We start from the raw sequence: 19,353 nt of genomic DNA, 5'->3' as shown, positions 1-19,353 counted from the left end.
TTATTGCGAGCGGAGCGAAGCAATCCAGAGCCGGACCAGGACGCCCTGGATTGCCGCGCTACGCTCGCAATGACGAAGGAAGAAGAGCCCGCATGACCCTCGGCCGCCTCAACCATGTCGGTGTCGCGACGCCGTCGATCGCGCGCGCGATCGAGACCTACCGCACGCTGCTCGGCGCCACCGCGATCGGCGAGCCGTTCGACCTGCCGGCGCAGGGCGTGAAGGTGTGCTTCATCGACACGCCCAACACGCAGATCGAACTGATCGAGCCCTATGACGATGCCTCCCCCATCGCCGGCTTCCTCAGGAAGAACCCGGCCGGCGGCCAGCATCACGTCTGTTTCGAGGTGGCCGACATCCACGTCGCGGTCGCCGACCTGAAGGCCAAGGGCGCGACCGTGCTCGGCGAGCCCCGCATCGGCGCGCACGGCACGCCGATCGTGTTCGTGCACCCCAAAGACATGGGCGGCGTTCTGGTCGAACTGATGGAGACGCCTGATGGCGATCATTGAGACCAACACCGGCGAGGACAGCGGCGCGGCACCCAAGGCGCATGCTACCCCCGAGCCGACGCCGCAGCCCACACTTGCCGACTGGCAGGCCGCCGCCGCCAGGGAAGTGAAGGGCAAGGACCTCACCTGGCACACGCCCGAGGGTATCGCAGTCAAGCCGCTCTACACCGCGGAGGATGTGCGGGAGGATCCCGGCCTGCCCGGCTTCGCGCCGTTCACCCGCGGCGTGCGCGCGTCGATGTATGCCGGCCGGCCGTGGACGATCCGCCAATACGCCGGTTTCTCGACCGCCGAGGAATCGAACGCCTTCTACCGCCGCAACCTCGCCGCCGGACAGAAGGGCCTTTCCGTCGCCTTCGATCTCGCCACGCACCGCGGCTATGACAGCGACCATCCGCGCGTCACCGGCGACGTCGGCAAGGCGGGCGTCGCGATCGACAGCGTCGAGGACATGAAGATCCTGTTCGACGGCATCCCGCTCGACCAGATGAGCGTCAGCATGACGATGAACGGCGCGGTGATCCCGATCCTCGCCTTCTTCATCGTCGCGGGCGAGGAACAGGGCGTCGACCGCAAGCTGCTCGACGGGACCATCCAGAACGACATCCTGAAGGAGTTCATGGTCCGCAACACCTATATCTACCCGCCCGAACCGAGCATGCGGATCATCAGCGACATCTTCGGCTATACCAGCCGCGAGATGCCCAAGTTCAACAGCATCTCGATCAGCGGCTATCACATGCAGGAGGCGGGGGCGACGCAGCTCCACGAGCTCGCCTTCACCATCGCCGACGGCATGGAATATGTGAAATACGGCGTTGCATCGGGGCTCGACATCGACAAGTTCGCCGGCCGCCTGTCGTTCTTCTTCGCGATCGGCATGAACTTCTTCATGGAGGTCGCCAAGCTGCGCGCCGCCCGCGTGCTGTGGCACCGCGCGATGACGCAGCTGGGCGCCAGGGACGAACGCAGCAAGATGCTGCGCACCCACTGCCAGACCTCGGGCGTCAGCCTCACCGAGCAGGACCCCTACAACAACGTCATGCGCACGACGATCGAGGCGATGGCGGCGATGCTCGGCGGCACGCAGTCGCTGCACACCAACGCGCTCGACGAGGCGATCGCGCTGCCGACCGATTTCTCCGCCCGCATCGCGCGCAACACGCAGATCGTGCTGCAGGAAGAAACGGGGATGACCAAGGTCGTCGATCCGCTCGGCGGCAGCTATTATGTCGAGAGCCTGACGCAGAGCCTGGTCGATGGCGCCTGGGAGATCATCGAGCGGGTCCAGGCGGAAGGCGGCATGGCCAAGGCGGTCGCCGCCGGCTGGCCCAAGGCGATGATCGAGGAAGCCTCCGCCGCCAGGGCCGCGCGCGTCGACCGCGGCGAGGACGTGATCGTCGGGGTGAACAGATACCGCAAGGCGGATGAGGACCCGATCGACATCCTCGACGTCGACAACATCGCCGTCCGCGAGGCGCAGATCCGCCGGATCGAGCGGGTCAAGGCCACCCGCGACGAGGCGGCATGCCAGCGCGCGCTCGACGCACTGCGCGAAGGCGCGCGTGCCGGCACCAATCCTCCCCAAGCATCGCTTGGGGAGGGGGACCAGCCGCAGGCTGGTGGAGGGGCGCCGGCGCAGCCGGCGGCTGACGCCGCCGCCCCTCCACCCCGCCCTGCGGGCGCGGTCCCCCTCCCCGAGCAAGCTCGGGGAGGACGCGAGACGAACCTGCTCGCCCTCGCCGTGGACGCCGCCCGCGCCCGCGCGACGCTCGGCGAGATCTCGTCGGCGATGGAGGACGTCTTTGGCCGCTTCGGCACGCAGCCGACGCCGGTCAAGGGCATCTACGGCGGCGCCTATACCGACGATGCCCGCTGGACCCGCCTCCTTTCCGGCGTCGCCGCGACCGAGCGGCGGCTGGGTCGCAAACCGCGCATGCTGGTCGCCAAGATGGGGCAGGACGGCCATGATCGCGGCGCCAACCTCGTCAGCTCGATGTTCGGCGATCTCGGCTTCGACGTGGTGCCCGGCCCGCTGTTCCAGACGCCGAAGGAGGCCGCCGTGCTGGCGCTGGAAAGCGATGTCGACGTGGTCGGCGCCTCCAGCCTCGCCGCCGGTCACAAGACGCTGATCCCCGAACTGATCGGCCACCTGCGCGATGCCGGCCGTGCCGACATCAAGGTGATCGCCGGCGGCGTCATCCCCGCGCAGGATTACCAGGCGCTGCGCGATGCGGGCGTGCAGGCGATCTTCGGCCCCGGCACCAATCTGGTGAAGGCGGCGGAGGACGTGCTCCGCCTGCTCGGCCACAACATGCCCCCTGAGGAGGATGCCGCATGATCCGTTACGTCCTGATCGCAGCCCTGGCGTGCGCCGCGCCCGCCGCCGCCCAGACGCAGACCGCGCTCAACCAGCAGGCCGGCGCGGCGTGGAAGGCGGCCGACGCGACGATGACCACGCAGTGGCAGCGCACCTATGCCGCGATGAAGCGCCGCGATGCCGCCGATACCAGCCGTGGCGGCGGCTTCGGCTATGCCGCCGCGACGCTCGCCAGCCAGCGCGCCTGGCTCGCCTTTCGCGACGCGCAATGCGTGATCGAGGGCGGGGAATATGCGGGCGGATCGATGCAGCCGATGGTACAGCGCCAATGCCTCGCGCGGCTGACGCGCGAACGGACGGCACAGTTGAAGGATTTGATGTGGCAGCGGGGACGATGAGCGCGGTACGCAACGACTGGACGCGCGAGGAGATCGCCGCGCTGTTCGACCTGCCGTTCGACGAACTGATGTGGCAGGCGCAGGGCGTGCACCGCGCGCACCACGCGCCGGGACAGGTGCAGCTGTCGACGCTGCTCTCGATCAAGACCGGCGGCTGTCCGGAGGATTGCGGCTATTGCTCGCAGTCGGTCAGCGCCGAAAGCGGCGTCAAGGCGACCAAGCTGATGGACGTCCGCGCGGTGCTGCAGGCGGCGGCGCAGGCCAAGGACGCCGGCTCGACCCGCTTCTGCATGGGAGCGGCATGGCGCAATCCCAAGGACCGCGACATGGGCGCGATCGTCGCCATGGTCGAGGGCGTGCGCGGCATGGGGCTCGAAACCTGCATGACGCTCGGCATGCTGGAACCGCACCAGGCCCGACAGCTCGCCGACGCCGGCCTCGATTACTACAACCACAACATCGATACCTCGCCCGAACGCTATGGCGACGTCATCACCACCCGCAGCTTCCAGCAGCGGCTCGACACGCTGGACGCGGTGCGCGGCGCCGGGATCAACGTGTGCTGCGGCGGCATCGTCGGCATGGGCGAGACGCGCGAGGACCGCGTCGGCTTCGTCCATGCGCTGGCGACCTTGCCGGAGCACCCCGGCAGCGTGCCGGTCAACGCGCTGGTGCCGGTGAAGGGCACGGTGCTCGGCGACATGTTGGCCGACACGCCGCTGGCGAAGATCGACGAGATCGAGTTCGTACGGACGGTGGCGGTCGCCCGCATCACCATGCCCGACAGCATGGTCCGCCTGTCGGCGGGCCGCGAGAGCATGTCGGATTCGACGCAGGCGCTGTGCTTCATGGCCGGCGCCAATTCGATCTTCACCGGCGACAAGTTGCTCACCGCCGGCAACGCCGGCGACGACAAGGACGCCGCGCTGTTTGCTAAGCTGGGCGTGACGCCGATGGCGGCGGAATGCCGCATGGCCGAGGCGGCGGAATAAGGTTCCCCCTCCCGCTTGCGGGAGGGGAGAAGAGGATGTTCAAGAAAATCCTGGTCGCCAATCGCGGCGAGATCGCGTGCCGGGTGTTCCGCACCGCCAAGCGGATGGGGATCGCGACGGTCGCGGTCTATTCGGATGCCGATGCGCGCAGCCCGCACGTGCTGATGGCCGACGAGGCGGTGCGCCTCGGGCCGGCACCGGCGGCGGAAAGCTATTTGCGCGCCGACCTGATCCTGCTCGCCGCCAGGGAGACGGGTGCCGACTGCATCCACCCCGGCTACGGCTTCCTGTCCGAACGCGAAAGCTTCGCGCGCGCCTGCGCGGAGGCGGGAATCGCCTTTGTCGGGCCGCCGCCGAACGCGATCGCGGCGATGGGCGACAAGATCGAGTCCAAGAAGCTCGCCAAGGCCGCCGGCGTCAACGTCGTCCCCGGCTATCTGGGTGAGATCGCCGACACCGACGAGGCGGTGCGGATCGCGTCCGACATCGGCTATCCGGTGATGATGAAGGCATCGGCCGGCGGCGGCGGCAAGGGCATGCGCCTCGCCTGGAGCGAGGCCGACGTGCGCGAGGGCTTCGAGGCGACCAAGCGCGAGGGCCTGGCCAGCTTCGGCGACGACCGCGTGTTCATCGAGAAGTTCATCGAAAGCCCGCGCCATATCGAGATCCAGGTGCTCGGCGACCAGCAGGGCAACATCCTCTACCTCAACGAACGCGAATGTTCGGTGCAGCGCCGCCACCAGAAGGTGGTGGAGGAGGCCCCCTCCCCCTTCGTCACCCCGGCGATGCGCAAGGCGATGGGCGAGCAGGCGGTCGCGCTCGCCCGCGCCGTCGGCTATTACAGCGCCGGCACCGTCGAGCTGATCGTGTCGGGCGCGGACACCACTGGGCAGGGCTTCTACTTCCTCGAAATGAACACCCGGCTGCAGGTCGAGCATCCGGTGACCGAGGAGATCACCGGCCTCGACCTCGTCGAACAGATGATCCGCGTCGCCGCCGGCGAGCCGCTGGGCATCACCCAGGATCAGGTCGGCATCCACGGCTGGTCGATCGAGAACCGCGTCTATGCCGAAGACCCGTATCGCGGCTTCCTCCCGAGCATCGGCCGGCTGGTGCGCTACAATCCGCCTAGCCCCTCCCCTGAAGGGGAGGGGCTTTTCAGGATCCGCGTCGACGACGGCGTCGCCGAGGGCGGCGAGGTCAGCATGTTCTACGACCCGATGATCGCCAAGCTCGTCACCTGGGCACCGACCCGCGAAGGGGCGATCGATGCGCAGATCGCCGCGCTGGATGCCTTCGAGATCGAAGGGCCGGGCACCAATATCGATTTCCTGTCGGCGCTGATGCAGCATCCCCGCTTCCGCGAAGGCGCGCTGACCACCGGCTTCATCGCCGAGGAATATCCCGACGGCTTCCACGGCGCGCCCGCGGATGCGGCGTTGCTGCGCACGCTTGCCGCGATCGCCGCCTTCGCCGCCACCGCGCAGGCGGATCGCGCCCGGCGCATCGACGGCCAGCTCGGCCGCCGCCTGCCGCCGCCCGCCGCATGGGTGGTGCGGGTCGGCGAGCGCGACCATGCGGTGACCGTCTCCACCGACGGGCTCAGCGTCGATGGCGAGGACCTCGACCTCGCGCTCGAATATACGCCGGGCGACCGGATGGTGGAGGCCGAGATCGGCGAGGACGCGCATCTCTCCGTCCGCATCGCGCCGGTTCGCGCCGGGTTCCGCCTGACGACACGCGGGGCGAGCCACGTCGCGCGCGTGCTGCCCGCGCATGCCGCGCCCTATGCGACGCACCTGATCGAGAAGGTGCCGCCGGACCTCTCCAAATTCCTGATCGCGCCGATGCCGGGGCTGCTCGTGCGGCTCGACGTCGGTGCCGGCGACACGGTGGAGGCGGGGCAGCCGCTCGCCGTGGTCGAGGCGATGAAGATGGAGAACATCCTGCGCGCCGAAAAATCCGGCCGGGTGAAGGCGGTGTCCGCCGCGACGGGCGACAGCCTGGCGGTGGACCAGGTGATCCTGGAGCTGGAATAAGCGACGCGCGGATCGGGGGTTACCCCGAATCGCGCTCCACCAGCACCGGCGGCATCACCACCGACGGTGCGTCGCGCCCCTCCATCCGCGCGAACAGCGCGCGGATCATCGCCGCGGCGCCCGTGGGAATATCCTGCCGGATCGTCGTCAGCCGCGGGATCACCGTGCTGGCAAAGGGCAGGTCGTCGAACCCGACCACCGGCATCCCCTGCGGCACCGCCACGCCGCGATCGGCGAGCGCGCGCAGGCTGTGCATGGCGATGACGTCCGATGCCGCGGCGATGCCGTCGATCTCGCCCGCCAGCCGGTCGACGTGCGCGGCGATCTCGTCCGCCATCACGTCGGAGGCGAGGTGCGTCGCGCACAGCGTCGGTTCGGCCAGCCCCGCCTCGCGCAGCGCCTGGCGGACGCCCTCGTAGCGTTCGGACAGTTCCAGCGTCCGCGTCTCGCCGAAGAAGGCGACGCGGCGGCACCCGCGCGCGATCAGCCGCCGCCCCGCCAGCAGGCCGCCCAGCCGGTTGTCGACGCCGACCGCGCAATGCCGCTGCCCGTCGAGATGGCTGCCCCACACCACCAGCGGCCGATAGCGTTCGGCGACCCGCTCGATCACCGCGACCTGATCCGACTGGCCGATCAGCAGCACGCCGTCGAGCATGCCCGAATCGACGATCCGCTCCAGCCAGTCGTCGGCATTGGGGATGACGCGCGACAGCATCAGGTCGTAGCCGTTCTCGGTGAGGCCGTCGGCCAGGTGGCCGAGCAGCGTCATGAAGAAGGGATCGGACAGGTGCTGGCGCTGTTCGTGGCCCAGCGGCACGACGACGCCGATCACGTTGGTGCGCTGCGTGCGCAGCCGGCTCGCCATCTGGTTGGGGCGAAAGCCGTGTTCGCCGGCCAGTGCCTGGATGCGCGCCCGCGTTTCGGCATTGACCAGCGGATTGTCGGCGAGGGCGCGCGACACCGTGCCGGGATGCACCCCGGCGAGCTTCGCTATGTCGTTGAGCGTGCGCGCTCTTGCCGGTGGCGGCGTGTCGGTCATGGCGTCACTATATGCCGCGCCTTTGCGCCATGGCTAGGCGTCCCCGGCGGCGAGCCGGGACAGTCTGGCGCGATCGAGCACCTCGATCCGGCCATAGGAGCGGCGCACCACCCCCGCCGCCGCCAGCCGCGCGAGGTGGCGGTTGAGCGTCTGCCGCGACACGTTGAGCATCGCCGCCACATCCTCCTGCCGGATGCGCAGGCCGTCCTGCGGGTGCGCGCGATCGGCGAGCAGGCGTGCCAGCCGGGCGGCGAGCGGCAGCGCCAGCGTCTGCGCGATGAAGTCCAGCGCGACGCGCTGATGCTGGCACACCAGCCGGCCGAGATCGTGGTAGAGCGCCGGAACCTCGCTGGCGATCCGGTGAAAGGCGGCCATCGGCACGGTGAGCACCCGCGCCGGGCCGAAGGCGGTGGCATCGTGCGGCCGCGGCCCGCCGTCCAGCGTCGACACTTCGCCGAACCAGGTGCCCGGCCGCAGGATCAGCGCCAGCACCTCATGCCCCGCGACCGGGTGCCCGGTCAGCCGCACCTCGCCCGCGGTCACCGCCCACAGGCCGTTGGGGGGATCGCCCGCGGCGTAGATGGTCGCGCCCGCGGCCAGGCTGCGCGGGCGGGCCTCCGCCAGCAGCGCGTCGCGCCGCGCCGGCGGCAGGCTGCCGAACCAGCCATCGGCGTCGAGCAATGCGCGTGTTTCCGGCTCCATCCCCCTGATAAGGCGGCCGAAGACGCGACTTTGTCAACATCGCGACATTGTATGCCGGCGAAACGTGCCATCCTCGTGCGATAACGAGAGAGGATCGACCGATGGCGACCGCATTGCAGCCTGCGCACCTTCCGATGTCCGACGAGGAATGGGCGCTGCGCGTCGACCTCGCCGCCGCCTACCGCCTCGTCGCGCTCTATGGCTGGGACGACCTGATCTTCACGCATCTGTCGGCGCGGGTGCCGGGGCCGGAGCATCATTTCCTCATCAACCCCTACAACATGATGTTCGAGGAGATCACCGCCTCGTCGCTGGTCAAGATCGACCTCGACGGCAATACGGTCGGCGACGATCCGGCGCCGGTGAACCGCGCGGGCTTCGTGATCCATTCGGCGATCCATGCCGCGCGCGAGGACGCCGCCGCCGTGCTCCACCTGCACACGCCGCACGGCCAGGCGGTGTCGGCGATGAAGGAAGGGCTGCTGCCCCATACCCAGACCGCGATGATCGCCGGCCACGACGTCGCCTATCATGACTTCGAGGGGATCGCGACGGAACTGGACGAGCGCGAGCGGCTGGTCGCCGATCTCGGCACCCGCAACACGATGATCCTGCGCAACCACGGCACGCTCGCCGTTGGAGCGAGCGTCGCCCAGGCCTTCCTGCGCATGTATTTCCTGGAACGTGCCTGCGAGGCGCAGATCCTGATGCTGAGCGCCGGGCGCGATGCGCTGAACGACCCCAACCACGGCGTCGCCGAAAAGGTGGAACAGCAATCCACCGGCCAGGGCATGGCCCTGCTCGCCCAGCGCCTCGCCTGGCCGGCGCTGCTGCGCAAGCTCGACCGGATCGACCCCGGCTTCCGCAACTGAACGGGCGCGCGAAGCCGCGAAGCCGATCGTTCACGCGGAGGCGCGGAGGCGCGGAGGTGTTGTACCCGGCCGCACCCGCGGCCCGCCCTCTCTGGCATCGCGATGAAGCCTGTGCGCTGTCGCGCACGAACCATCTCCGCGCCTCCGCGTGAACCTGAACGAAAGCCTCCTGTCACGGAACCGGCAGCATGCCTCATTACGGCGATTACCAGAACGCGATCTACGGCGCCGGCTTGACCGGCGTCGTGCCAAGGCTGCCCGTCGACTTCGCGACGCTGGAGGCACGGGCCGTGGCCGCGATGCCGGCATCGGTGCGCGACTATGTGCAGGGCGGTTGCGGCGACGAGACGACCCAGGCGCGCAACGCGAGCGCGTTCGGCCACTGGGGCATGGTGCCGCGGATGATGGTCGACGGCAGCCGCCGCGACCTGTCGATCGACCTGCTCGGGCTGCGCCTGCCGCATCCGCTGTTCATGGCGCCGATCGGGGTCAACGGCATCTGCACGCCCGATGGCCATGGCGACCTTGCCGCCGCCCGCGCCGCGGCGGAGACGGGGGTGCCGTTCATGGCGTCGACGCTCGCCAACGACCCGCTGGAGGCGGTCGCCGGGGCGATGGGGGACACGCCCGGCTTCTTCCAGCTCTACACGCCCAAGGACGTGGAGCTCGCCGCCAGCCTCGTGACCCGCGCGGAGGCGGCAGGGTACAAGGGGATCGTCGTCACGCTCGACACCTGGGTGACCGGCTGGCGGCCGCGCGACCTCAACACCGGCAATTTTCCGCAGCTGCGCGGCGCCGTGCTGACCAATTATTTCAGCGATCCCGTCTTCCGCGCCGCACTCGCCGCGCCGCCCGAGGCCGATCCCGCCGCGGCGATCCGGCAATGGATGGGGACGTTCGGCAAGGTGCTGACCTGGGACGACATGCCCTGGCTGCGCTCGCTCACCCGCCTGCCGCTGATCCTGAAGGGCATCTGCCACCCCGACGATGCGCGCCGGGCGATCGATCTGGGTGCCGACGCGATCTATTGCTCCAATCATGGCGGCAGGCAGGCGAACGGCGGCATCGCCGCGATCGACTGCCTGCCGGAGGTCGTCGCCGCCGCCGGCGATACGCCGGTGCTGTTCGATTCGGGCGTCCGTTCGGGCAGCGACGTGGTGAAGGCGCTGGCGCTCGGCGCGACCGCGGTCGGCGTCGGCCGCCCCTATGCCTATGGCCTCGCGCTCGATGGCGCGGCGGGGGCCGCACATGTGCTGCGCTGCATCCTCGCCGAAGCGGACCTGCTGATGGCGGTCAACGGCTATCCAACGATCGCCGCGGTGCGCGCGGCGGGGGCGCAGCGGATCGCGCCTTGAGTCGAAGCGCCAGGACCAATTGACATGCGCTCCTCCCCCGCGAAGGAAGGGCCATCGCATATGGCTGGGACGGCTGCTGGGCTTCGGGTGAAGGGGCATGCCATGCCTATATTCTTCGTCACCCCGGACTTGGTCCGGGGTCCACCGTGCCGCAAAACCAACAGCGTATGGGTATGCGGCACGGTGGATGCCGGACCAAGTCCGGCACGACGGAGGATTGAAGAACAGCACCCCGGATCAGACAGCCCATAGGCGATAGCCCTCCCCCACCAGGAGGATGAAGAGCGTCCCGCATCTTGCATGTCGATCGGCCCTGGCCGGCGCCCGGCCTTCCCTCACGCCTCCGGCATGCTACGGACGTTGACTTTACCTGCCCCACCCTTTTCTTCTGTCGCAACCGGGAAAGGGCCTCCTACATGCGCGGCATGACACAGGATTCCGCAACGTGACGCGCCCTTCGTTCGGCGTGCAGGTGTTCATCGGCATGGCCATCGGCCTCGCGCTCGGCTTCCTGGCACGCGAACATGACGTCGCGGGGCTGGCCGAGGGGCTGCGGATCGTCGGCGAGATCTTCGTGCAGCTGCTGAAGGCGCTGGTGGTGCCGCTGGTGTTCACCGCGATCGTCGCCTCGATCGCGGCGCTGCGCGATCTCGACAATGCGGCGCGGCTGGTCGGCGGCACCTTTCTGTGGTTCGGGATCAGCGCGCTGATCGCCGTGTCGATCGGCCTGACGCTCGGCACCGTGCTGCAACCCGGCGCGCATGCCGGGGTCAGCGCCGCCGCGGCGGCCCGGCCGGACACGGCGGGATCGTGGCTCGACTTCCTGCGCGGGCTGGTCCCCGGCAACATCCTTGGCCTGGAGGCATCGACCAAACTGGCGGATGGCACGGCGAAGACGGGCCTGTCGTTCAACGTGCTGCAACTGATCGTCATCGCGGTGGCGATCGGCGTCGCCGCGGTGCGCACGGGAGAGGCGGGCGCGCCGTTCCTCGCCTTCAACGCCTCGGCGCTCGCCATCTTTCGCCGCATCCTGCGCTGGGTCGTGCGGCTGACGCCGATCGGCACCGGTGCGCTGCTCGGCAGTGCGGTGGTGCGCTATGGCTGGCAGTCGCTGTCGGCGCTCGGCACCTTCGCGATCGCGGTCTACCTCGGCCTCGCGCTGGTATTGTTCGTCGTCTACCCGCTCTTGCTCGTCGTCAACGGCATGAGCCCGCGCCGCTTCTTCGCCGCCGCCTGGCCTGCGATCCAGCTCGGCTTCGTCTCGCGTTCGTCGATCGCGACCCTGCCGGTGACCGAACAGGTGGTCGAAAAGGGGCTGGGAGTGCCGCGCAGCTATGCTGCCTTCGCCGTCCCCTTTGCCGCAACCACCAAGATGGACGGCTGCGCCGCGATCTACCCGGCTGTCGCCGCGCTGTTCGTCGCGCAATATTACAACATCCCGCTGCACGGCGTGGACTATCTGCTGATCGTGCTGGTGTCGGTGCTGGGATCGGCCGCCACCGCCGGGTTGACCGGCGCGCTGGTGATGCTGACGCTGACCCTGTCGACGCTCGGCCTGCCGCTGGAGGGCGCCGGACTGTTGCTGGCGATCGACCCGATCCTCGACATGGGGCGCACCGCGGTCAATGTCGCTGGCCAGGCGCTGATCCCGACCATTGTCGCCAAGCGGCAGGGCCTGCTCGGCACGTCGGCGGAGGGGGAACCGGCGCTCGCCTGATGGATCGCGCGGCGGTCAAGTCCCTAGAAGGGCAGGATTTTCCCCCGCCCCCTGTCCTACAGCCGCGCGCTGTGCCACGCACCCCATCCGGCCGGCGGGGCGGATCGATCGTCCGTTCCACCCCGCCGTCGGGACATAGGCGTGGGCGTGACTTTTGTGACTTTCCGCCGCGCCGGTCAGGCCGCTGCCAGCGGCGCGAAGCGGGCGACCTGGCGACCGATCAGGCAGAGCTGCTCCACCACCGCAGGGTCGCTCGCGCCGCCCTCGTCGTCGAACTTGGTGATCTGCGTGTTGATCGCCGCGGCAAAGGGCGTCGGCCAGCCGCGCAGGGCGTGGACGATCGAGCGCAGGGCCGCGATCGTCGATCCCGTCGCCTGCCAGCCATAAGCGGTGGCGATCAGCCCGACCGGCATGTCGGCGAGGTAGGGCCGCGCGTCCCTGGCGGTTTCCTCCAGCAGGTCGAGCGCGTTCTTGACCACGCCCGAGATGCTGCCGTGATAGCCGGGGCTGGCGATGATGACCGCCGAGGCCTGCCGCACCGCATCGACGAACGCCTGTTCGTCCGCGGTCCGGCTGGTCGCGCGCGGATCGTAGAGCGGCAGCCGCGCCATGTCGGCGCCCCCGAACATGCGCGTGCGGAATCCCTCGCGCTCGGCGGCGTCCAGCGCGATGCGCAGCGCGCGTTCGGTCGAGGAGATGCCGCCGATGGTGCCGCCGATGCCGACGACGAGGGGGGCGGAGGAGCGATCAACGGCCATGCCGGGGCGATAGCGCGGCTCGACGGGCGGCGCCAGCCGCGGTAGATGCGCGCGATCGACGATGCGCGGTCGCAGGCCCTTGCGCCAGCTGCTTTAGGATTCTAATACACCTGTATGGCTGACCGCTGGGACGAGCCGATGCGTCACGATCCTGCCGACCCCGCCCGTGGCGACCGCGGCCGGGACAGCATCGGCCGGCGCTACGATCTGGACGAGGCACCCGCCCCCCGCCGTGACGACCGGTTCGCCGGGCGCTTCGACGCCTTCGTGGACGATGGCCATGGCGATGAGGATGCGCCACAGCATGGCGCGCCGCCCCGCCACCCGCGCGCCATCGGCCGCTGGATCCTGCGCGGGCTCGCCGCCGCGATCATCCTGCTGGTCATCGCGATCGGCTGGCTCGCCGTCACCGCGCCGCTCAGCAAGTCGCTGCAACCGCCCACCCCCCCGTCGATCACGCTGACCGCCGACGACGGCACGCCGATCGCCCGCCGCGGCGCGATCATCGACAGGCCGGTCGACGCCGCCAAGCTGCCGCCGCACGTGACGGAGGCGTTCATGGCGATCGAGGACCGCCGCTTCCGCTCGCATTGGGGGATCGACCCGCGCGGCATCCTGCGCGCCTTTGTCCACAATGTCGGCTCGGGCGGCGTGCGCGAGGGCGGCAGCACGATCACGCAGCAGCTCGCCAAGAACGCCTTCCTCGATTCGGATCGCACCGCCGCGCGCAAGCTGCGCGAGGTGATGATCGCCTTCTGGCTGGAGGCGTGGCTGTCGAAGGACGAGATCCTGTCGCGCTACCTGTCCAACGTCTATTTCGGCGACAACGTCTACGGCCTGCGCGCGGCATCGAAGCATTATTTCGGCCGTGAGCCGGAAAAGATGAACATCGGCCAGGCGGCGATGCTGGCCGGCCTGGTCAAGGCGCCCTCCCGCCTCGCGCCGACCAGCAACCTCGCCGGCGCGCGCAAGCGCGAGATGCTGGTGGTGGCGGCGATGGCCGATGCCGGCTTCCTCACCAAGGCGGAAGCGGCCGCGGTGCAGCCGCAGCGCGTGCTCGCCAGCCGGCCGACCCAGCTGCCCAGCGGCACCTATTTCGCCGATTGGGTCCTGCCCGACGCCCGCGACCAGGCGGGAGAGGTGAAGACCGAAGCGACGGTGAAGACCACGCTGGACCGCCGCCTGCAACGCACCGCCGAGCGCGTGGTGCGCCAGGCCGGGCTCCGCCAGGCGCAGGTCGCGCTGGTGGCGATGCGCCGCGACGGGCGCGTCGTCGCGATGGTCGGCGGCCGCGACTACGCCAAGAGCCCGTTCAACCGTGCGACGCAGGCGCGGCGCCAGCCGGGTTCGACCTTCAAGCTGTTCGTCTATCTCGCCGCGATGCGCGCCGGCATGACGCCCGATACGATGGCGGACGATTCGCCGGTGGAGATTGCCGGCTGGAAGCCGAAGAACGACGACGGCCGCTATCTCGGCCCGATCCCGCTGCGCCGCGCCTTCGCCCGCTCCTCCAACGTCGTCGCCGCGCGGCTGACCCAGGAGGTCGGCGTGCGCAACGTCATCAAGGCGGCGCGCGACCTCGGCATCTCGACCCCGATCCCCAACGAGGCGACGATCGGTCTCGGCACCGCGGAGGTGTCGCTGCTCGAACTGACCGCGGCCTATGCGGCGGTCGCCAACGGCAATTATCCGGTCCGCCCGCGCGGCCTCGAAGAGGTGCAGGCCAACAAGAGCTGGTATCAGTCGCTGACCGGCGGCACGACCAAGATGCCCGACGACATCCGCGAAAAGATGCTCGACCTGCTCTCCTCCTCGCTGCGCGGCACCGGGCGCGAGGCGGTGCTGACGATGGACGCCTATGGCAAGACCGGCACGTCGCAGCAGAGCCGCGATGCCTGGTTCATCGGCTTTGCCGGCGATCTGGTGGTCGGCGTATGGGTCGGCAACGACGACAGCACGCCCAACCCCGGCTTGCACGGCGGCGGCATCCCGGCGCAGCTGTGGCGGCAGTTCATGATCTCCGCGCTCGGCATCGCGCCGGTGCAGGCGCCGGTGGTGGTCGAGGAGAATGCGATCGATCCCGAGGCGGTCGGCCCCGAGGATGCGATCGAGGACCAGACGGGCGACGCCATCCCGGAAGAGGGCACGATCGACGGTTTCGGCCTCCAGATGAAGATGGGCCGCGACGGCAGCATCAGCATTTCGCCCGGTCGCGATCGCGAACCGCCGCAGGGGCCGCCATCGGGGGCGCGTGATCCGCGCGACCGGCGTGGCGGCGGCGAGGGCGAGGACGGCGGGCTGGAGTGACCGCCCGCCCGTCCGTGACGACGACGGGATTGCGTACGGGCGGCAACGACCCCACATAGGCTAGGCTGAAGTCGTATATCGACGGGTGCCGGCGCCCTTGGCGCGTGTGGTCCATCTTTCCCTGCAGCCACGGCATCGCGGACCGACTCCCGGCCCGTGACACAGGGGAGAACCCATGAGCAACACCGCGACCTTCTGCCGCGAGCAGGCGACCTTGCAACGCACCGCCTCCGCGCAGGCGACGCTTGCCAACGTCCGCCAGCAGTGCGACCGCGCCGCGGCATCCTGGGACGCGATGGCGGTCCGTGCGGAGCGGACGGAAAAGCTGCGCGCCGACCGTGAAGCCAAGACGCTCACCATCGCGGAATGATGCGCGCACCCGTTGCGCAGGCCTATGACACGCTGGATCGCGGCACCCGCCGCCTGACCGCTCTGGCGGCCGCGTCGCGGCTCGCCGATCCCTGGCCGGTCGCCGGTACCGATCGCGTGCGTATCCGGTACATCGGCAACTGTATGCGCGAACTCGACCGGTTCCTGCACATCCTGATCGACGAGCTGATCGAAGACGCCGTCGGCGATGCCGCGCCCGTACCCCCGACGCCGTCGCAGCTGACGTTGGCGGCGACCACCGCGGGCAAGCTGGGCCATCACGCGACGCCGTATCGCGACCGCGCCGCCGACCAGTTTCGCCTGCATGCGCTCGCCCGCACCCGGCTGTGCCTGTCGCACGGCGATGGCCGCGCGAACCGGCCGGACCGGCGCGACGGCGACCGGATGACCGCCGGGTGGTTCGCGCCGGCCTCCACCGCGCTGCGCTGCTACGCGATCGGCGAGCGGCTGCGCCCGTCCGGCCACGACCTAATCGGCATATCCGCCTTCTACCGGCAGCTTGCCGACCGGATCGTCGCCGGCCGCTGATCGGGGCAGATTCGGATCCGTCAGGCGGCGTACAGGAACGCTGCGTCACAGGCAGGGCGCACCGTGACCACAGGAACGCCATCGGCCATGATCCCGGACCGTATTGCAGAGGACCGTCGCGAACGGCAGGTGGACATCGGCCTCACCGCCCTGCTGGTGCTGCAGGGCGTGACGCTGTTTGCGATCATCCCGCTGGGCGGCGGCCTGTCCGGTCGGCTGGCGCTGGATATCAGCCATGTCTGCTATGCGCTGATCAGCGTCGCGGTGCTGACGCAGAACCGGCCGCTACGCGTGCTGCTGTGCGCGACGATCGGGCTGCTGATCGGCTGGCCGCTGATCGGTACGGCCGCCATCGCGGCGCTGCACCTCGATCCGACCCAGCAGCATGAGATCATCGCCGCCACCGCCTTCGCCTTCAACGCCGCGGTGACGATGCTGGTCGCCCGCCATGTCTTCGCCGCCCGCCGCGTCACCGTGCATCGCATCCGCGGCGCGATCCTGGTCTATCTCAATCTCGCCGCGCTCTTCGCGCTCGCCTATGGCGCGATCCAGGCGCATGTCGCGGGCGCCTTCGGCGGCAGCCTGTTTCCGCTCCACCCCCGCGACGCCACCGCCGCCTTCACCTATTTCAGCCTGAGCACGATCACCACCACCGGCTATGGCGACGTGGTGCCGATGATCCCGCTGACCCGCAGCCTCGCCAATCTCGAATCGGTGGTGGGCCAGCTGTTTCCCGCCACCTTGCTCGCCCGCCTCGTCGCGCTTCACCTCGCCCACGAAAGCCGCCGCGACGGCGAGCCGCGGGCATGAGCGGCAGCATTTGCCTGGGCGGCCGACGGGTCTAGGATCGCTGCCTATCCGATGCGGGAGTGGCCGAGATGCGGTTCGATGCGACGCGCGCGCTGATCCTCTATGCCGGCGGGCTGACGGCGGTGCTGGGCTGGCTGCTGGTCACCGGCGCCGCCACGCCGCGCCGGGTCGACACGCTCGACGTCGGCCGCATCAACGTGCGCGAAGCCGACGGGACGATCCGCCTGGTGATCGCAGCGCGCGACCGGTTCCCCGGCCTCATCATCCGCAAGGCGGAGCATCCGCACCCGGGCCGCACCGATTCCGCCGGTCTGCTGTTCTACAACGACGAAGGCACGGAGAATGGCGGCCTGGTCTTCGGCGGTGCCCGGCAGGGCGGGCGGGCCAGCGGCTTCGGCCACCTCAGCTTCGACCAATATGAACAGGATCAGGTCGTCGCCCTCGACCAGAGCGAGGACGGCGGCCGCCGGACGGCGGGGCTCAGGATCGCCGACCGGCCGGATGCTCCGCTCGACCCGGCCGCGATTCACCGGCTCGATGCGCTGAGCCCGGCGGCGCGGACCGCGGCGCTGGCGCGCATGCAGGCGAGCGGCGATTTCGGCTACCAGCGCGCCTTCTTCGGCAAGGATGGTGCGGGTGACGCGACGCTCGATCTCAGGGACGGTGCCGGCCGCCCGCGCCTGCGCCTCAGCGTCGACACGGGTGGAACGGCGCAGATCGCGTTCCTCGACGCCGCCGGCCGGATCACCCGCACGATCCGGCCCTGACGGTCAGCGGCTGCCCGCGATCCAGCCGCGCACCTTCGCCTCCAGCACCGGCATCGGCAGTGCGCCACTGTCCAGCACCCCGGCATGGAAGGCGCGCGGGTCGAAGGCGGCCCCCTGTTTCGCCTGCGCCTCGGCCTTGAGCCGCAGGATGGTCAGCTGGCCGATCTTGTACGCGAGCGCCTGTCCGGGGATGGCGATATAGCGTTCGACCTCGGCGGTGGCGTCGGTCTTCGGCATCGCGGAATGGTCGAGCATATAGGCGATCGCCTGGTCGCGGCCCCAGCCCTTGGCGTGGATACCGGTATCGACGACCAGCCGCATCGCGCGCAGCATCTCGTCGTTGAGGCCGCCCATGCGCTGATAGGGATCGGTTTCCATGCCGAGCGGCTTCCACAAGGTCTCGGCATAAAGTGCCCAGCCTTCGACATAGGCGGTGTTGCCGCCGAAGCGCATGAAGGCGGGCAGCGCCGTATTTTCCTGCGCCAGCGCGATCTGGAAATGGTGACCCGGCACCGCCTCGTGCAGGTACAGCGTCTCCATGCCCCAGGTGTAGCGGCTGGGAAGGTCGTAGGTGTTGTAATAGAAGATGCCGGGCCGCGACCCGTCCGGCGTGCCGTCCTGATAGCTGCCGGCGGCATCCGTCTTGGCGCGATAATCGGGCACGGGGCGGATTTCGAGCGGCGTCTTGGGGATCAGCGCGAACTGTTCGCGCACGCGCGCATCGACCCGCTTGCCGATGCTTTCGAAGTCGCGACGGATCTCATCGGCGCTGGTCGGCTGGAAGCGCTTTTCGGTGCGCAGATAGGTGAAGAATTCGGGCAGCGTTCCCTTGAAGCCCGCCGCGGTCTTCTGCGCCTCCATCTCGCGGGTGATGCGGGCGACCTCGGACAGGCCGAGCTGGTGGACCGCCTCCGCCTGCAACGGCAGCGTGGTGTTCTGCTCGATCCGATAGGCGTAGAGCGCTTCGCCACCGGGAATCGCCGACAGGCCGACGCTGGCGCGCGCCCTGGGCAGATATTCGGTCTTCAGGAAATCGCGGATCCTGACGTGCGCGGGCGTGATGACGTCGCGGACCTGCTTGGCATAAGCGGCGGTCAGCCGCTGGCGGTCGGCGGCGGGGATGCTCGCCGGGAACATGGTGACCGGCGCATAGAAGACGGAGCCTTCCGTCCCTTGCGCGAGCAGATTGTCGAACTGCCCGATCATGTTCTCGACGACCAGGCGCGGCTGCACGATGCCCTTGGCCATGCCTTCGCGGAAGCGGGCGATGATGCGATCGTAGAGCGCGGCATAGCCGATGTTGCGCTTCAGGTTGTTGTCGTAATCGGCGACGGTCTTGAACGGCGCACCGCCCTTGCCGCCGGCGAAATCGGGGTAGAAGGTCTGGATGCCGCCGAAATGGCCGATCGGCAGCAGGCGGGTGACCGACTGGATGGCGGGCGCATAGCCGCGCAGGTTCACCGTCACCATGTTGCGGAACACGTCGTAGGCGAGCTGGTCGACACGGGTCAGCTTCGCGCGATCGATCGCGTTGAGCGCGGCAAGGTCGGCCTCGAGGTTGCGCTTCTCCCGCGCGGTGGCGGCGTCGGTCAGGTAATCGCCGAACCGGTCGGCATAGCGCATGTCGCCGCGAAAGATCGCCGCGATCGGATCGAGCGCGAGGTCGCGTTCGTCGCTGTCGTAGAACAGGCGCTTCAGCCGGGCATCCTCGGGACCGTCGCCGGGCACTGGCACGGGCGGCGGCAGCGCCTGCCCGAACGCCGGCGCGGCGCCGATGAGGCTGGTGGTGGCAAGCAGCAGGCTGGCGAACAGATGGCGCATCGATGGTCCCCTTTGCCGCGATCCTT

Annotated in this window: 17 protein-coding genes; 13 read left to right on the top strand and 4 right to left on the bottom strand. The window is 69.5% G+C overall.

Annotation, left to right across the window (positions count from 1 at the left end):
- Positions 1-92 precede the first annotated feature (92 nt).
- From mce to AC4GY7_RS14305, 5 genes are read left to right on the top strand one after another with little or no spacing between them, the layout of a single operon-like run.
- Entirely contained in the window at positions 93-512 is a 420-nt protein-coding gene (gene mce, locus AC4GY7_RS14325; protein WP_491115278.1) for a methylmalonyl-CoA epimerase, read from the top strand.
- On the top strand, positions 499-2,853 hold the full coding sequence (gene scpA / locus AC4GY7_RS14320; protein ID WP_491115276.1) for a methylmalonyl-CoA mutase: 2,355 nt from the start codon (positions 499-501) through the stop codon (positions 2,851-2,853). Before mce ends, scpA begins: the two co-directional genes overlap by 14 nt.
- A complete protein-coding gene (locus AC4GY7_RS14315) occupies positions 2,850-3,230 on the top strand; it encodes a lysozyme inhibitor LprI family protein (protein ID WP_491115274.1) in 381 nt (126 codons plus the stop codon). Before scpA ends, AC4GY7_RS14315 begins: the two co-directional genes overlap by 4 nt.
- Positions 3,227-4,222 (top strand): biotin synthase BioB, encoded by a 996-nt coding sequence (gene bioB, locus AC4GY7_RS14310; RefSeq protein ID WP_491115272.1) that lies wholly within the window; start codon positions 3,227-3,229, stop codon positions 4,220-4,222. Before AC4GY7_RS14315 ends, bioB begins: the two co-directional genes overlap by 4 nt.
- A gap of 35 nt (positions 4,223-4,257) precedes the next feature.
- Entirely contained in the window at positions 4,258-6,261 is a 2,004-nt protein-coding gene (locus AC4GY7_RS14305; RefSeq protein WP_491115270.1) for an ATP-binding protein, read from the top strand.
- 19 nt (positions 6,262-6,280) lie between these two features.
- Here AC4GY7_RS14305 and AC4GY7_RS14300 read toward each other — a convergent pair whose 3' ends face one another.
- Both AC4GY7_RS14300 and AC4GY7_RS14295 read right to left on the bottom strand, forming a co-directional pair.
- The gene (locus AC4GY7_RS14300) at positions 6,281-7,300 is read right to left on the bottom strand and encodes a LacI family DNA-binding transcriptional regulator (RefSeq protein ID WP_443583618.1); all 1,020 of its coding nucleotides are present in this window, start codon (positions 7,298-7,300) and stop codon (positions 6,281-6,283) included.
- Between the two features lie 33 nt (positions 7,301-7,333).
- Entirely contained in the window at positions 7,334-7,981 is a 648-nt protein-coding gene (locus tag AC4GY7_RS14295) for a Crp/Fnr family transcriptional regulator (protein ID WP_491115267.1), read from the bottom strand.
- A gap of 122 nt (positions 7,982-8,103) precedes the next feature.
- Between AC4GY7_RS14295 and AC4GY7_RS14290 the strand changes: the two genes are divergently transcribed.
- The 3 genes from AC4GY7_RS14290 to AC4GY7_RS14280 all read left to right on the top strand — a co-directional run bounded on the left by AC4GY7_RS14290 (position 8,104) and on the right by AC4GY7_RS14280 (position 11,946).
- A complete protein-coding gene (locus tag AC4GY7_RS14290) occupies positions 8,104-8,874 on the top strand; it encodes a class II aldolase/adducin family protein (RefSeq protein ID WP_491115266.1) in 771 nt (256 codons plus the stop codon).
- Between the two features lie 188 nt (positions 8,875-9,062).
- Positions 9,063-10,229: an alpha-hydroxy-acid oxidizing protein gene (locus AC4GY7_RS14285; RefSeq protein ID WP_491115264.1), complete on the top strand. Its 1,167-nt coding sequence runs from the start codon at positions 9,063-9,065 to the stop codon at positions 10,227-10,229.
- A gap of 445 nt (positions 10,230-10,674) precedes the next feature.
- Positions 10,675-11,946, top strand: coding sequence for a dicarboxylate/amino acid:cation symporter (locus AC4GY7_RS14280; protein ID WP_491115262.1), 1,272 nt, complete (start codon positions 10,675-10,677; stop codon positions 11,944-11,946).
- 176 nt (positions 11,947-12,122) lie between these two features.
- On the opposite strand, the gene AC4GY7_RS14275 is transcribed toward AC4GY7_RS14280, so the two are convergent.
- A complete protein-coding gene (locus AC4GY7_RS14275) occupies positions 12,123-12,704 on the bottom strand; it encodes an NADPH-dependent FMN reductase (RefSeq protein ID WP_443583623.1) in 582 nt (193 codons plus the stop codon).
- Positions 12,705-12,818: 114 nt separating this feature from the next.
- Between AC4GY7_RS14275 and AC4GY7_RS14270 the strand changes: the two genes are divergently transcribed.
- From AC4GY7_RS14270 to AC4GY7_RS14250, 5 genes are all read left to right on the top strand, one after another.
- On the top strand, positions 12,819-15,011 hold the full coding sequence (locus AC4GY7_RS14270) for a transglycosylase domain-containing protein (protein WP_491115260.1): 2,193 nt from the start codon (positions 12,819-12,821) through the stop codon (positions 15,009-15,011).
- 175 nt (positions 15,012-15,186) lie between these two features.
- Positions 15,187-15,381, top strand: a complete 195-nt coding sequence (locus AC4GY7_RS14265; protein ID WP_443583625.1) for a hypothetical protein — start codon at positions 15,187-15,189, stop codon at positions 15,379-15,381.
- Positions 15,381-15,929 (top strand): hypothetical protein, encoded by a 549-nt coding sequence (locus AC4GY7_RS14260; protein ID WP_491115259.1) that lies wholly within the window; start codon positions 15,381-15,383, stop codon positions 15,927-15,929. The genes AC4GY7_RS14265 and AC4GY7_RS14260 overlap by 1 nt, the downstream gene beginning before the upstream one ends.
- 87 nt (positions 15,930-16,016) lie before the next feature.
- Positions 16,017-16,739 (top strand): potassium channel family protein, encoded by a 723-nt coding sequence (locus tag AC4GY7_RS14255; protein ID WP_491115257.1) that lies wholly within the window; start codon positions 16,017-16,019, stop codon positions 16,737-16,739.
- Positions 16,740-16,798: 59 nt separating this feature from the next.
- A complete protein-coding gene (locus tag AC4GY7_RS14250; RefSeq protein WP_491115255.1) occupies positions 16,799-17,506 on the top strand; it encodes a hypothetical protein in 708 nt (235 codons plus the stop codon).
- A gap of 3 nt (positions 17,507-17,509) precedes the next feature.
- Here the strand turns inward: AC4GY7_RS14250 and AC4GY7_RS14245 are convergent, their stop codons facing one another.
- The gene (locus tag AC4GY7_RS14245; RefSeq protein WP_491115253.1) at positions 17,510-19,327 is read right to left on the bottom strand and encodes a DUF885 domain-containing protein; all 1,818 of its coding nucleotides are present in this window, start codon (positions 19,325-19,327) and stop codon (positions 17,510-17,512) included.
- Positions 19,328-19,353: the final 26 nt, after the last annotated feature.

This window comes from Sphingomonas sp. SP5, from assembly GCF_058313455.1.
Note: the sequence above shows the minus strand (reverse complement) of the source record. Positions and strands in the feature narration are given on the sequence as shown.

Bases quoted from the DNA above. Each gene is read 5' to 3' on its own strand.
- AC4GY7_RS14260 (WP_491115259.1), top strand. From the start codon at position 15,381: ATGCGCGCACCCGTTGCGCAGGCCTATGACACGCTGGATCGCGGCACC.
- AC4GY7_RS14265 (WP_443583625.1), top strand. From the start codon at position 15,187: ATGAGCAACACCGCGACCTTCTGCCGCGAGCAGGCGACCTTGCAACGC.
- AC4GY7_RS14270 (WP_491115260.1), top strand. From the start codon at position 12,819: ATGGCTGACCGCTGGGACGAGCCGATGCGTCACGATCCTGCCGACCCC.
- AC4GY7_RS14305 (WP_491115270.1), top strand. From the start codon at position 4,258: ATGTTCAAGAAAATCCTGGTCGCCAATCGCGGCGAGATCGCGTGCCGG.
- scpA (WP_491115276.1), top strand. From the start codon at position 499: ATGGCGATCATTGAGACCAACACCGGCGAGGACAGCGGCGCGGCACCC.
- AC4GY7_RS14300 (WP_443583618.1), bottom strand. From the start codon at position 7,300: ATGACCGACACGCCGCCACCGGCAAGAGCGCGCACGCTCAACGACATA.
- AC4GY7_RS14275 (WP_443583623.1), bottom strand. From the start codon at position 12,704: ATGGCCGTTGATCGCTCCTCCGCCCCCCTCGTCGTCGGCATCGGCGGC.
- AC4GY7_RS14255 (WP_491115257.1), top strand. From the start codon at position 16,017: ATGATCCCGGACCGTATTGCAGAGGACCGTCGCGAACGGCAGGTGGAC.
- AC4GY7_RS14245 (WP_491115253.1), bottom strand. From the start codon at position 19,327: ATGCGCCATCTGTTCGCCAGCCTGCTGCTTGCCACCACCAGCCTCATC.
- bioB (WP_491115272.1), top strand. From the start codon at position 3,227: ATGAGCGCGGTACGCAACGACTGGACGCGCGAGGAGATCGCCGCGCTG.
- AC4GY7_RS14290 (WP_491115266.1), top strand. From the start codon at position 8,104: ATGGCGACCGCATTGCAGCCTGCGCACCTTCCGATGTCCGACGAGGAA.
- AC4GY7_RS14315 (WP_491115274.1), top strand. From the start codon at position 2,850: ATGATCCGTTACGTCCTGATCGCAGCCCTGGCGTGCGCCGCGCCCGCC.
- AC4GY7_RS14285 (WP_491115264.1), top strand. From the start codon at position 9,063: ATGCCTCATTACGGCGATTACCAGAACGCGATCTACGGCGCCGGCTTG.
- mce (WP_491115278.1), top strand. From the start codon at position 93: ATGACCCTCGGCCGCCTCAACCATGTCGGTGTCGCGACGCCGTCGATC.